The following is a 12,801-nucleotide window of genomic DNA, read 5'->3' as shown; positions in this document are numbered from 1 at the left end:
CCGTGCGGATGGTGGCGTTCCGGGGGGACCGCTACGCCGGCGATGTCGAGTAATGGAATCGCCGATCGTGTGTTCCGGCGTAGTAGCTCGAGCGGAATTTCGTGTGTCGTGCTCGGCATGCGGGCCACTGTGCCACCGGCATCGCGTCGATGGCAAATTGCGTGCGTGTCGCGGGAAATGCTGCGAAACAGGTGGTTTCGAATATTCGTAACGGGTCCGAGCGGTGATTGCCGAATATGGGTCGACCGATCTCGGACATGCAATTTCCGAGAAATTCGCAATGCCGGATTCGATGTCCGGCTCAGGACACCAGGTCGGGTTCCGGGGTGGAGATCTCGCAGATGCGGCGCAGCAGGATCGGGTTGTCGAGGTGGTCGACGTGGGCCTGGGAGCCGCGGGTGCGGGGGCCGACGGTGAGGACCGTGAGGCCCGCGGCCCGGGCGGCGGTGACGCCGATCGGGCTGTCCTCGATCGCCAGCGCGCGGTGCGGGGCGACGTCGAGGTAGCGGCAGGCGGCCAGGTAGAGGTCGGGGGCGGGTTTGGGGGCGCGGACCTCGTCGGCGGCGACGGTGACGTGGACCAGCTCCAGCAGGCCGCCCTGGGTGAGGCTGGCGTTCAGCAGCGGGCGTGGCGAATTGCTGGCAATGGCGACCGGGAGATCGCTCGCGGCCAGGGTGACGATCTCCACGGCGCCGGGCAGCGGAACGGCGGCGACCGGTACGTGGTCGATCATCGCGGTGAGCAGTTCCCCGGCCAGCCGGTCGGCGTCGGCGCACAACACGGAGGTGAGCAGCACCGCCATCGCCGGGATGGACAGGCCCACCACGCCCTCGTGGATCTCCGCCGAACACAGCCGGCCGCGGCGCTGGAACACCTCGTCGAGCGCGTGCCGGACGCAGGCGTGCGTGTCCATCAGCGTTCCGTCGCAGTCGAATACGATCGCGTCGGGGCGGCCGGGAATCATCGAATCGGCTTGCTCCCGGTAGGTCGGCAGATGCGAGAACCCCATGAGTTCCGTGTCTCCCTTCGTCGGCGGCAGCGCACGGGGATGCTAGCAAACGTCCAGTCAATCGCCGATTCGGCGCGCGGCGTGGCGGAACGGGAGTGCTGCCGCGCGCCGTGCGGTATACCGCAAGTTTCGGGCGGCGCGGCCGGTGACCACACCGGCCAGAAGTTCGGCGGCCCGGCGGAATGTGATGTCCGTCAACACATCTGGTGTGACCGCCCGCGGCGGCCGACACTGTGGGCATGACGGAACTCGACGCCGAGTTGCTCGATCGGTGGCAACTGCTGGCCGGACCCCGTGCCGATGCACTCGGGACGGCGGTGATCCGCTGTTATCGGCAGCCGCACCGCCGCTACCACACCGGGCGCCATCTTCGCTCCATGCTCTGGGTGGTGGACGAATTGGCCGCCGCCGCAGTCGATCTGGAGGCCGTGCGGTACGCGGCTTTCTTCCACGACGCGGTGTACGCGGTGCAGCGCGGGGACAACGAGGAACGCAGTGCGCGACTGGCGGATTCGGCGTTGTCGAGCCTCGGGGTGCGGCCGGACACGGTGGCGGAGGTGGTGCGGCTGATTCGCCTGACCGCGGCGCACACGCCGGCCGGGGAGGACGGGAACGGTGCGGTGCTCTGCGATGCCGACCTGGCCGTGCTCGGTGCCTCGGAGGCCGAATACGCCGCCTATGCCCGTGCCGTGCGCGCCGAGTATCGGCACGTGCCCACCGAGTGGTACCGGCAGGGCCGGGCGGCCGTGTTGCGGCGATTCATCGACCGGCCGGTATTGTTTCGTACCGTCACCGCGCGTGAAAGGTTCGAATCGAGGGCTCGGGATAATCTCGCGCAAGAATTGCGGTCGTTGCAGCCGCTGTCACCGGCCGGGTAACCGGAGCCTTATTTCTCGTCGATCTTGCTGATCACCGAGACGATATCGACCGGGGAGATGCGCAGCGCCGCGCAGAGATCGTGTAGTTGCCGCAGATCCGGTGAGCGCTCGCCGTTTTCGAAGCGCTGGATGGTGGACACCGCGAGTCCGGAGGATGCCGACAGCTGAGCACGACTGAGCCGGCGGCGGGCGCGTGCGGCGCGCAGTTCGTCGGCGACGACCTGGTCGATCTTCGCGTGCACATCGAGTTTTGCCATGCGGCTGATTCTCAATGCCGAACGGGGAAAAGGCAATGGGTCGGCTGGGAATTATTCGGCCACTCGGATATCACGCAATCGGAGTTTTACACGGGCGACCGGGATCTCGTGGATGCAGACATCATGGCATCCGGGTCGGCGGTGTTCCACCGGAGTCGCGGGCCACTCGGCGGTCGGTCGTAACAGCCTGTGCACCAGTATGTTTCGAAGAATACGGAAGTGGACCCCGCGCCCCCGGCCGGGGTGCGGGGTCCGGAATGCGCCGGGAACGCGGCGATGTTGCCGATTCGCGCGCCGATCGCCACCGGCCCATCATCGGACGTGGTATGTGTGACCGCTCCCAACCCATGTAGACGTAACCATAAATCACATATACTGTGCGGGGAGCGCGGCACGGGTGCCGCGGTCACCACCGGAACGAAACGAGTACCTCAATGACGCGGCATGTCGACGTACTGATCATCGGCGCGGGCCTGTCCGGCATCGGCATGGCCTGCCATCTGACTCGCGAGCAGGGCGATCGCAGCTATCTGATCCTGGAGCGCCGCACCGCGATCGGCGGCACCTGGGACCTGTTCCGCTATCCGGGCATTCGCTCGGACTCCGACATGTACACCTTCGGCTACGGCTTCCGGCCCTGGCTGGGCACCAAGGTGCTGGCCGACGGCCCGGCAATCCGGGCGTACATCGAGCAGACCGCCGCCGAGTACGGCGTGACCGACCATATCCGCTTCGGCCGCAAGGTCACCGCCGTGCGCTGGTCCGGTGCGCAGGGCGTCTGGACCGCGGAGGCGCTCGACGAGCAGACCGGGCAGACCGAGACCTACACCGCGAACTTCCTGGTCGGCTGCACCGGCTACTACGACTACGACCAGGGCTACCGGCCGACATTCCCCGGCGAGGAGGACTTCGCGGGCACCATCGTGCATCCGCAGCACTGGCCCGAGGACCTCGACTACCGCGGCAAGCGCGTCGTGGTCATCGGCAGCGGCGCCACCGCGATCACCCTGATTCCGGCGATGTGCTCCGACGCTGCCCACGTCACCATGGTGCAGCGGTCGCCCACCTACATCGCCGCGCTGCCCGCCGACGATCCGGTCGCGGTCGGCCTGAAGCGGGCCAAGGTCCCGGCGGCGCTGGCGTATCGGGCCGGTCGCGCGCGCAACATCGCCTTGCAGCGGGCCAGTTATCAGCTGTCGCGGTCGAATCCGGGGCTGTCGCGGCGGCTGCTGCTGGCCGCGGTGCGGGCGCAGGTCGGATCCGGGATCGATATGCGGCACTTCAGCCCGTCCTACGATCCGTGGGATCAGCGGCTGTGCATCGTGCCCGGCGGCGACCTGTTCAAGGCCCTGCGCAGCGGCCGCGCCTCGATCGTCACCGACCACATCGAGACGTTCACCGAGACCGGCATCCGGCTGCGGTCCGGCGCGGAACTGCCCGCCGACATCGTGGTCAGCGCGACCGGCCTGACCCTCCAGATGCTCGGCGGCGCCGAACTGGAGGTCGACGGGCAGATGCTGGCCACCCGGGATCTGGTCTCCTACAAGGGCGCACTTCTGGGCACGGTGCCCAACGCGATGATCGTGCTCGGCTACACCAACGCCTCCTGGACGCTGAAGGCCGATCTGGCCGCCGAATACTTCTGCCGCCTGCTCGCGCACATGCGCACCCACGGCTACACCCGTTTCGTCGCGGTGCCGGAACCGGAGGACCGCTCCCCGGAGTCGATCATGGGCGGCACCCTGACCTCCGGCTACGTCCAGCGCGGCGACGCGGTCGCACCCCGGCAGGGCGCGCGGGGACCGTGGCGGGTGATCAACAACTATTTCCGGGATCGGGCACTGCTGCGCAGGGGCCCGATCGAGGACGGCATCCTGCGCTTCGGCCGCGACCGCGCCGCCGAACCGGCCGCGGACCGGCCGGCGGCGGTGCCGACCCGCTAACGCGCGAGTTCGGCGCGGGCCGCGACCAGCAGGGCATTGGTCGCGGCCGGCAGCGTCTGCTCCGGATCCGGCGCGAACCGGGGGGAGTGGTTGGCCGGCATCCCCTGCGGCAGCATCTGCTCGACGAGCGCCCCGCCGCCGGATTCCTCGGCGGGCTGGAAGATCGCCACCACGGTGCCGGCCGGCGGTTCGGCCGACAATCGCGCACAGGCCGCGAGCAGGGCGGCGACGTGCATATCGTGCCCGCAGGCGTGCATGACCCCCGGTGTGCGGGAGGCGTAGTCGAGCCCGGTCTCCTCCGCCACCGGCAGCGCGTCCATGTCCGCGCGCAGCCAGATCGCCGGTCCGGGACCGCCGGACAGCACCCCGACCACGCCGGTGCCGCCGACCCCGGCGGTCACCTCCCAGCCGGGCAGGGCCCGCAACTCGTCGGCGACCAGTGCGGCGGTGTCGAATTCGGCGTACGACAGCTCCGGATGCGCGTGCAGGTGGCGGTATACCTGAAACCAGTGCGCGTCGATCTCCGGTGCGGGGGCGGTCATGCGAGGGATTCCTTCGGATCGGAGGTGACGGCGAACCGCCCGGACAGGCGGGCCCGGAACGCATCGGCGGATTGCGGTACGCACGCGGCGACGGCGGCGGCCGGCAGCGGGCCCGCGGCCAGCACCACGAATGCCGTCGCGTACGAGAAGTGATCGGTGACGATGCCGAACAGCAGCGGGGTCACCACCCCGGCGAGCTGACCGCCGAAGATGATCACCGCCATCGCCGCGCCGATCACCGCAGGCGGCAGCGCCCGCAGCGGCACCGCGAAGGCGGGCATGTAGGCCAGCGACGCCACCGCGGCCAGCAGTGCCGCGATCGTGGCGAACACCGGAATCGACCCGACGTGCGGCAGCAGTACCAGCAGCACGACGGTGACGGCCATCGCCGGCGCCACGATCAGCCGCGGCCGGCCACCAGGTCGCGATGGTTTCGCCACAATGGGGCACATGGCGGGGATGACCTCGAAAATGCCGGATATCTTCATTCGTAATCAGGAGACGCCGCAACGGCCTGGCCTGGCTCACCGCCTACGCGCCGGAGTTCGCGACCATCGCCCATGTGCGGGTGGGCTGCCGGCCCGATGCCGCGACCGCGCTCGGCGAATGGCTGTGCGCCTGCCCGTGTGTCGTGACCGTCGAGCGGACCAGCGGCCGCCGGTCCTTCCAATTGCTGGTGGCGGCGGCCGATCCCGCCGCCCTCGACGATTTCGTCACCGCGGCGCTGGCGCAGCGGCCCGGTGTGACCGAGGCGGTGGTGGCCACCAGCCTGCACGTCTTCGTGGAGGGCAGTGGATGGCGGCCGCAGGCGTTGGACGCCGCGCAGCGCGCGGCGCTGACCGCGGACCGGCATCGGCTGCCGCCCCCGTCGCCGCGGCGGCGCACCGGTGACCTGGAATTGATCGTGGCGCTGGGCGGCGACGCGCGCCGCAGCGCCGTGGAACTGGCCGCCGACACCGGCCTCAGCGATGCGACGGTGCTGCGGCGGATCAGCGATATGACCCGCTCCCATCGGCTGGTGTTCCGCTGCGACGTGGCCCGGGAGGCGGCGGGCTGGGCGTTCAGTCTGTGTTTCTGGGCCCGGCTGCCCGCCGACGAACTGACCGAACTGGGCGCGACGCTGGCGGCCTGGCCCGAGATCCGGCTGTGCAGCGCGGTCGCCGACGACGACAGCAATGTCCTGCTGATCGCGTGGCTGCGCACCCAGCAGGACTGTATCGCGCTGGAATCCCGCCTGCGGCAACGCTTCCCGAATCTGCACATCACCGAGCGGCAGCTGAACCTGCGCACTCTCGAGCGGATGGGCCGGTTGCTGGGGTCGCGCGGGCGGGCGATCGGGCTGGTGCCCTTCGGTATCTGGGGGTGAGCCGGCGGCCGATCAGGTGGCGAAGACATCGCCCAGGTTGACCGTGGCCAGCCCCCGGTCGTGGATGATCCCGGCCAGCGAGGGCAGGGCCCGGCCCACCGAACGCTGATTGGCATGGCCGAGCACGATGTTCTGCGGCTGGAAGGCGTGCGAGGCCGCGTTCGTCACCTCGGCCTCGCCGAGGACGCGCCCGTCGCCGATGGTGTCGCTCCACAGGGTGATGGTCTGATAGCCCAGGTCGGCGGCGATCCGGTCGGTGGTGGCGTTGTGGTTGCCGTACGGCGGCCGGAAGAACGGGCGACCGCTGACACCGAAGGTGTTCTGCAGGAACTGCTCGTTGCGGGTGATCTGGTCGACCAGTTGATCGTGGCTGAGCTTGGTGATGTCCGGATGCGACCAGGTGTGGTTGCCGAACAGGATCTGCCCCGAATCCAGCAGCGGCCGTAGCAGTCCCGCGTTCTCGGCCCAGGACGGGTAGACGCCGTTGGGGAAGAAGGTGAGGCGGAAGCCGTTGTCGACGGCCATCCGCGCGTAGGCCGCGACGACCTCGCTGGTGGTGCCGTCGTCCACGGTGAACGCGAGTTGATTGCCGTCGCCGGGCAGGCGGGTCAGCACGCCCTGCGGCGCCGGGAGTTTCGGATCGGCCCAGGGCACGTTGTTGTCGTCGCCCGCGCTCAGGCTGGGAAACGGCGCGGCCGTCGCCACGGCGGCGCCGGTGGCGACGAGGGTGGCACCCAGGGCGGCCCCACGAAAGAGGGTGCGGCGGTTGAGATCTGCGCCGCGAATACCCCGATGTGCGGAGGGTGGGACATCGGAATCGGTGGAACGGACCATGTTTGAACTCTTCCCCGCCCCCACGTCGTTGTGGTCGCGTTCTCGAACACCGCTTTCGATGCCCGATTTTACCAGCCCGTCACATATGTATTCGATACCAGTTGGCGTACAACCGATTACCAATTCCGTTCGGTCAGATCCGAACGGCGCTTTCCGATCGCTCGCCGGACTCGACGACGTCGGCGGGCGCGCGGCGCGGCGTCACCGGCAACGATTCCGCTTCGGCGGGTACCGTACCCACACGCACCAGCGCGTGCGCGAAGGCGCAGTCGAACAACACCTCCGAGCGCACCTCGGCCCGCAGCTCCGGCAGTTCCAGCGGTTCGGTCTGGAGGCAGGTGGACAGGCCCAGGGCGGTGGCGGTCAACAGGACCGCGCTGGCCGCCTCGCCCGCCTTGATCCGGGACAGCCGGTCGTCGGCCGGAGTGCACAACGCCAGCCAGTCGGATTGGTCGGCGGTCTGTGGGTCGGCGAGTTCGGGTGCGGCGAAGGCACGCAGCGCGATGTCGTCGTCGTGCATCGGTGGTGTGTTGGCGGCCGGGACACCGTCGGTGGTGCCGTGCCGCCCGCTCCAGGCCGACAGTTCCCGCTGGTACGCGGCGTCGTGACGATGCCGGTCGGCGGCGGTGTGGCTGACCCGGGCGAGCAACTCGCGCAGATCCGGCGGGACCAGGCGCGCGGCGGCGCCGTAGGGCACCGCCGCCCGCGCCACGGACCGCAGGTGCCGCGCGGGCGCCGGGCGGGGCCCGTAGCGCCGCCGATCGGACCGGCGGTGCGCGATGGCGGCGGCGAGATCCAGCTCGTCCGCCGGTGGTGCGGCCGGGGTGACGGTGAGGTCGGCGAGGTGATCCGGGTCACTCAGGTCGGGGAAGTAGGTGACGGTGGCCGCGAGACCGGCCCGCGCCAGCGCCACCCGCATGTGGTGCAGTGCGGCGCCGCAACTGAGCAGCAACGCCCGCTGGGAGGGATCGGTGGCGGGCAGCTGCCGATCGCGATCGGCCGACAGGCGGATGGTCTCACCGTCCAGCCGCCACCGCCAGGGCTGGGTGTTGTGTATCGACGGTGCCCGGACCGCGGTGGCTACGGCCGTATCGAAGATCGCCGACACCGTTTGCTGCTCGTTCGGCTGCATACCTTCTGCCTCCACGCACTATCCGCAGATGGATTCGTGTGTTTCGCACATCACATTACTGTTCGATAAATCGCGTTGCCGCCGCGTGCTCGATCGCATCGCTGAACGCCGGGGCCGACGGCCGAACCGTAGCTGGGCCGTGACAAGTGCATGCGCACCGACGCCACATAGTTATCGTACCGGCGTCCAGCCGAACAATCGACCGCGCCCCGGAAGATATCGGATATTGCGGACAAAGCGGACGCATTGGGTTGTTCGCTCCGGGTGCGTGAATACGGATCGAGTATTCGGTGCGCGGATCGTCAGTCGGTGGATTCCGGAGTGTCGCGGACCGGCGCGCCGAACACATTCTGCTGGCGGTTGTGATCGCCGATGGCGCCGATGGCGGCGCCGCGGGCATCGATATGGAATCGGCTCGCGCCGGCGGGGCTCGCGTCCGCGACATTCAGCAAATGTTCGGCGGCAGCGACGATCTCGTCGTCGGTGGCCCCGGCCTCGCGCAGCGCGGTGGCCAGCGGCTTCTCCCAATCGGCCGGGGCGGCCTCGTGTTCGGCCAGGATCAGCCCGGCCTTGGGTTTGCCCGAGAACTTCCCGGCGACAAGCGATTTCAACGACTGATAGGCGTCCGCGACGGCCTTGGACGCGGTGTCGCCGACACCCTTCGCCGCACCCGCGGCCAGTGCCGCGACGATGATCGTGACCGGATCCATGTTGCCACCCCGATAATCCGTGCCCAGCCACCGGATGGCTACAGGCGCTCGTACCCTCCGATCATAGGGCGGGCCCGGCTTCCCGTCGGAAACTCGTCGGAATCCCGTCGGCCCACGGCATTCGGCAAGCACATCGGATTTTACATTTCGCTGTCACACTGGCTGCATGTACGACTGCGACGTGCTGGTTCTCGGGTCCGGGCCCGGCGGCCAGAAGGCGGCGATCGCCACCGCGAAACTCGGCAAACGGGCGGCCATGGTGGAGCGGCGGGACATGATCGGCGGTGTGTGCATCAACACCGGCACCATCCCGTCCAAAACCCTTCGCGAGGCCGTCCTCTATCTGACCGGTCTGTCCCAGCGCGAGATGTACGGGCAGAGTTACCGGGTCAAGGAGGACATCACCATCACCGACCTGCTGTCGCGCGCGCAGCATGTCATCGGCCGCGAGGTCGATGTCATCCGCAGTCAGCTCACCCGCAACCGGGTCACGATGCTGCCGGGGATGGGCTCGTTCGTCGACGAGCACACCGTCGAGGTGGTGGACGGCACCGGCCGCGAAACCCGGGTCACCGCGGAGAAGATCGTGATCGCCACGGGCACCCAGCCCGCGCGCCCGGCCACCGTCGAATTCGACGGCCGCACCATCATCGACTCCGACGACATCCTCGCGCTGGATCGGGTGCCGCAGTCGATGATCGTGGTGGGCGCCGGGGTCATCGGCATCGAGTACGCCTCCATGTTCGCCGCGCTGGGCTCCAAGGTGACGGTGGTGGAGGCGCGCGAGCGCATGCTGGACTTCTGCGATATCGAGGTGATCGAGGCGCTGAAGTACCACCTGCGCGATCTGGCGGTCACCTTCCGGTTCCGGGAGACGGTCGCGGCGGTGGAGCGGCACGCCAACGGCGCGATCGCAATCCTGGAGAGCGGCAAGAAGATTCCCGCCGAGGTGGTGATGTATTCGGCCGGCCGGCAGGGCATGACCGAGTCGCTGCGGCTGGAGAACGCGGGACTGGCCGCGGACAAACGGGGCCGGATCACCGTGGACGAGTACTTCCGCACCGAGGTGGCGCACATCTACGCCGTCGGTGACGTGATCGGCTTCCCGGCGCTGGCCGCGACCTCGATGGAGCAGGGCCGGCTGGCCGCGCACCACGCGTGTGGTGAACCGGTGCAGGCGTTGTCGACGCTCCAGCCGATCGGCATCTACACGATCCCGGAGATCAGCTTCATCGGCAAGACCGAGGACGAGCTGACCGCCGCGCGAATTCCGTACGAGGTCGGCATCTCCCGCTATCGCGAGCTGGCTCGCGGTCAGATCATCGGCGACTCCTACGGCGTGCTCAAGCTGCTGGTGTCCAGTGCGGACCGGTCGCTGCTGGGAATCCACGTATTCGGCACCGGGGCAACGGAATTGATCCACATCGGGCAGGCCGTGATGGGCTGCGGCGGCACGGTCGACTATCTGGTGGACGCGGTGTTCAACTATCCGACCCTCGCCGAGTCCTACAAGGTGGCCGCCCTGGACGCGATGAACAAGATCCGGCAGATCGACCACATGGGCTGACCGGCCGCGCCAGGCGGCCGGCGGCGCCGGATCAGATGAGCGCCTTGTGCTTTCGCATCCGGCGTCGCACGTCGGCCATCATCGAATGGGTGCCCATCGTGCGGACGAACCGGGGGATGAACCGGTTCACGAAACCGACGAACAGGAAGAGGTTGTCGAAGCGGCGCTGATCGGCCGCGGACCACCGCACCTGCATCTGCTCGCGGAAGTGCGGCGCCAGATAGCCGACGGTGAGGAACCGCAGCAGGCCGCCGAAGGTGACACGCAGGTACCAGGGGATCATCCGCAGGTGTAGCAGGTCGGCGACGTAGGCGCGGATGGTCTCGTCGGCGGCGATCCGGCCGCACGCCTGGTTCCAGTAGTCGTCGAACTCGGCGCGGGTCTTCGGCCACATGTCCTCGGTGACCTGGAGGGTGGTGCCCAGGGTCGCGGAGGTGGAGTAGAACGACTCCGCCTGCTCCGGGCTCATCCTGCCGTTGAGCAACTGGTAGGAGTCCTCGAAGCCGATGTACAGGCATGCGGCGACCCACAATTGGAGATCGCGGTCGAAGGCGTTGTACCTCACCGGGGCGCCCGGCTCGGAGTGCACCTGGCGGTGCGCCACGTTCACCGCGTCACGGAAGGCGGCCTTCTCCTCCGGGGTGCCGAGGATGGCGACCGCGAGGTAGGAAGCCGTGGTGCGCAACCGTTTCCACGGATGCACCATGAGCGCGCCGGATTCCACCCGGCTCTGCACCACGCCGTAGCCCACGCCGGGCCGCGCCAGTTGCATCGCGACATTGGCTGCGGCGCCGGAGAACTGCCAGAAATCCAGGGCGTCCGCCAGCCGCGGCGGGCGCTTGGCGCCGGTTCGGTGGGTGCCGGGGATCGGGATACGGGTCTGCGCCAGGGTCAGCGCGGGCGCGGTGGTCTCGTTCGCCGCGTGGGCGGGGCGGTGTGCCGTTGTCATGCGGACCTCTCTCCGTCGATGCGTGCCCGGGCGCCTGCGCCTCGGTGTGCCGCGGTCGATGCTATGTTACCCGTCATTCTCAACTCGATGTCCTGAGAAATTTCGGATTCAGCGTAGTCAGTGTGGATCTCACCTATACGATGTGTCCACTCGTTCTCGACAAGTTGACTAGAATTCGTAGTAACATCTGCGGCTGTGACCGCTGGCTGTGACGGCGGGGGCGGGCCGCCGGGAGCAACGCGCGCCGCGCGACGGGGCGCGCGTGCCCGGTGGCGGGCAGGACCTGAAAGGACGTACGTGACGTGATCGAACGCTTGGACCGGATACTCGGCTACGAGATGAAGGTGTCCGAATTCCTCGGCACCCTGCTCATCCTGGCGATTCCCTACGGGCTGGTCGGGGTCGTCTGGACCCTGACCCACACCTCGCACCTGAAGCAGTTGCACGGGGTCGACGTGGTCGTGTCGTTCCTCGGTTCGATCGTGTGCTGGCCGGTGCTCACCTTCTCGAACGTGTGCATGACGTAGATGATGATCCTGGTCCGGCTCATCGACATCCTCGTGACCGGGGTGAAGATTCTCGGTGGGCGTACGAACGTGAACCCGGTCCTCCGCTACGGCCTCTGGCTGGCCGTATTATCCACCGTCGCAGCGGGATTGGTCGTTGCCGGCGGTCTGCTCGTGCTGTTGCAGCACTACCTCGTGGTGAACACGTGACGGGGGAGAGGAGGGCGGCACGGTGACCGCCACCATGGAACGGGCCGAGATCGTCGACGCGGCCCCGGAACCGACCGAACTGGCGAAGATCGCGGCGAGCCTGCGCGGCCTGTGGCGGCGACATCCGCAGCGGTCGCTGGAGACACTCGGGCGTCAGGTGGATCTGGCCCGCGACGCGCTACGGCAGCTGGTCGTCTCCATCGTCCGGGGCCGATTCCCCTACCGGGAGTTCATCAAACAGTGTGCGTTCATGACCAGCGTGTCGGCGGCGCCGACCGTCCTGGTCGCCATTCCGATCGCGGTCGTGGTGTCGATCCAGGTCGGAGCGCTGGTCGACCAGGTCGGCGCCACCACGTTCATCGGCGCGGTGGCCGGGCTCGGCATCCTGCGGCAGGGGGCGCCGCTGGTCACCTCGCTGATGATCGCCGGCGCGGTCGGCTCGGCCATCACCGCCGACCTCGGTTCCCGGACCATCCGGGAGGAGATCGACGCGATGATGGTGATGGGCGTCGATCCGGTGCGACGACTGGTCGCGCCGCGGATGGCGGCGGCGGTGCTGGTGAGCATGCTGCTGTGCGGCTTCATCGTGTTCGTCGGCTTCGCCACCGCCTACCTGTTCAACGTGTACGCGCAGCACGGCACCCCCGGATCCTTCATCAGCTCGTTCGCCTCCTTCGCGGTCGCGAACGACATGGTGGTGGCGCTGGTCAAGGCCGCGATCTTCGGGCTGCTGACCGCGATCATCGCCTGCGACGTCGGCCTGCACGCGCACGGCGGGCCCGGCGGGGTGGCCCAGGCGGTGAACTCGGCGGTGGTCAGTTCCGCGCTGATGCTGTTCGCCACCAATATCGGGCTCACCCAGCTGTACAACACTGTGTCACCGGCGAAGGTGGTCTGA

The 12,801-nt window shown here is 68.5% G+C and carries 15 protein-coding genes; 7 read left to right on the top strand and 8 right to left on the bottom strand.

Annotated features, from left to right (window positions below; translation table 11 throughout):
* Window positions 1-301 precede the first annotated feature (301 nt).
* The gene (locus LBW94_RS38420; protein WP_225057887.1) at window positions 302-1,009 is read right to left on the bottom strand and encodes an HAD family hydrolase; all 708 of its coding nucleotides are present in this window, start codon (window positions 1,007-1,009) and stop codon (window positions 302-304) included.
* Between the two features lie 239 nt (window positions 1,010-1,248).
* Here LBW94_RS38420 and LBW94_RS38415 point away from each other — a divergent pair, with 239 nt between their 5' ends.
* The gene (locus LBW94_RS38415) at window positions 1,249-1,887 is read left to right on the top strand and encodes a metal-dependent phosphohydrolase (protein ID WP_225057888.1); all 639 of its coding nucleotides are present in this window, start codon (window positions 1,249-1,251) and stop codon (window positions 1,885-1,887) included.
* Between the two features lie 8 nt (window positions 1,888-1,895).
* On the opposite strand, the gene LBW94_RS38410 is transcribed toward LBW94_RS38415, so the two are convergent.
* On the bottom strand, window positions 1,896-2,144 hold the full coding sequence (locus LBW94_RS38410) for a helix-turn-helix domain-containing protein (RefSeq protein WP_019925045.1): 249 nt from the start codon (window positions 2,142-2,144) through the stop codon (window positions 1,896-1,898).
* A gap of 434 nt (window positions 2,145-2,578) precedes the next feature.
* Between LBW94_RS38410 and LBW94_RS38405 the strand changes: the two genes are divergently transcribed.
* Complete coding sequence (locus LBW94_RS38405; RefSeq protein ID WP_225057889.1) at window positions 2,579-4,087, top strand: flavin-containing monooxygenase; 1,509 nt, start codon at window positions 2,579-2,581, stop codon at window positions 4,085-4,087.
* On the opposite strand, the gene LBW94_RS38400 is transcribed toward LBW94_RS38405, so the two are convergent.
* Both LBW94_RS38400 and LBW94_RS38395 read right to left on the bottom strand, forming a co-directional pair.
* Window positions 4,084-4,629 (bottom strand): M20/M25/M40 family metallo-hydrolase, encoded by a 546-nt coding sequence (locus LBW94_RS38400; protein ID WP_416277040.1) that lies wholly within the window; start codon window positions 4,627-4,629, stop codon window positions 4,084-4,086. The genes LBW94_RS38405 and LBW94_RS38400 overlap by 4 nt on opposite strands.
* Window positions 4,626-5,015, bottom strand: coding sequence for a hypothetical protein (locus LBW94_RS38395; protein ID WP_225057890.1), 390 nt, complete (start codon window positions 5,013-5,015; stop codon window positions 4,626-4,628). Before LBW94_RS38395 ends, LBW94_RS38400 begins: the two co-directional genes overlap by 4 nt.
* A 176-nt stretch (window positions 5,016-5,191) precedes the next feature.
* On the opposite strand from LBW94_RS38395, the gene LBW94_RS38390 reads away from it, so the two are divergent.
* Window positions 5,192-5,995 (top strand): Lrp/AsnC family transcriptional regulator, encoded by an 804-nt coding sequence (locus tag LBW94_RS38390; RefSeq protein WP_225057891.1) that lies wholly within the window; start codon window positions 5,192-5,194, stop codon window positions 5,993-5,995.
* Window positions 5,996-6,007: 12 nt separating this feature from the next.
* Here LBW94_RS38390 and LBW94_RS38385 read toward each other — a convergent pair whose 3' ends face one another.
* The 3 genes from LBW94_RS38385 to LBW94_RS38375 all read right to left on the bottom strand — a co-directional run bounded on the left by LBW94_RS38385 (window position 6,008) and on the right by LBW94_RS38375 (window position 8,671).
* Window positions 6,008-6,829: a polysaccharide deacetylase family protein gene (locus LBW94_RS38385; RefSeq protein WP_225057892.1), complete on the bottom strand. Its 822-nt coding sequence runs from the start codon at window positions 6,827-6,829 to the stop codon at window positions 6,008-6,010.
* A gap of 133 nt (window positions 6,830-6,962) precedes the next feature.
* Window positions 6,963-7,961 (bottom strand): Acg family FMN-binding oxidoreductase, encoded by a 999-nt coding sequence (locus LBW94_RS38380; protein WP_225057893.1) that lies wholly within the window; start codon window positions 7,959-7,961, stop codon window positions 6,963-6,965.
* A 302-nt stretch (window positions 7,962-8,263) separates the two neighbouring features.
* Window positions 8,264-8,671, bottom strand: a complete 408-nt coding sequence (locus LBW94_RS38375; RefSeq protein WP_225057894.1) for a hypothetical protein — start codon at window positions 8,669-8,671, stop codon at window positions 8,264-8,266.
* A 166-nt stretch (window positions 8,672-8,837) separates the two neighbouring features.
* Between LBW94_RS38375 and sthA the strand changes: the two genes are divergently transcribed.
* Complete coding sequence (gene sthA / locus LBW94_RS38370) at window positions 8,838-10,238, top strand: Si-specific NAD(P)(+) transhydrogenase (RefSeq protein WP_225057895.1); 1,401 nt, start codon at window positions 8,838-8,840, stop codon at window positions 10,236-10,238.
* A 31-nt stretch (window positions 10,239-10,269) separates the two neighbouring features.
* On the opposite strand, the gene LBW94_RS38365 is transcribed toward sthA, so the two are convergent.
* Entirely contained in the window at window positions 10,270-11,187 is a 918-nt protein-coding gene (locus tag LBW94_RS38365) for an oxygenase MpaB family protein (protein WP_225057896.1), read from the bottom strand.
* 338 nt (window positions 11,188-11,525) lie between these two features.
* On the opposite strand from LBW94_RS38365, the gene LBW94_RS38360 reads away from it, so the two are divergent.
* From LBW94_RS38360 to LBW94_RS38350, 3 genes are read left to right on the top strand one after another with little or no spacing between them, the layout of a single operon-like run.
* Window positions 11,526-11,714, top strand: a complete 189-nt coding sequence (locus tag LBW94_RS38360) for a hypothetical protein (RefSeq protein ID WP_255634300.1) — start codon at window positions 11,526-11,528, stop codon at window positions 11,712-11,714.
* Window positions 11,715-11,903 (top strand): hypothetical protein, encoded by a 189-nt coding sequence (locus tag LBW94_RS38355; protein ID WP_225057898.1) that lies wholly within the window; start codon window positions 11,715-11,717, stop codon window positions 11,901-11,903.
* Window positions 11,904-11,937: 34 nt separating this feature from the next.
* Window positions 11,938-12,801: an MlaE family ABC transporter permease gene (locus LBW94_RS38350; RefSeq protein WP_225057993.1), complete on the top strand. Its 864-nt coding sequence runs from the start codon at window positions 11,938-11,940 to the stop codon at window positions 12,799-12,801.

Source organism: Nocardia sp. alder85J (assembly GCF_020176955.2).
In the GTDB taxonomy this organism is placed as follows: domain Bacteria; phylum Actinomycetota; class Actinomycetes; order Mycobacteriales; family Mycobacteriaceae; genus Nocardia.
Note: the sequence above shows the minus strand (reverse complement) of the source record. Positions and strands in the feature narration are given on the sequence as shown.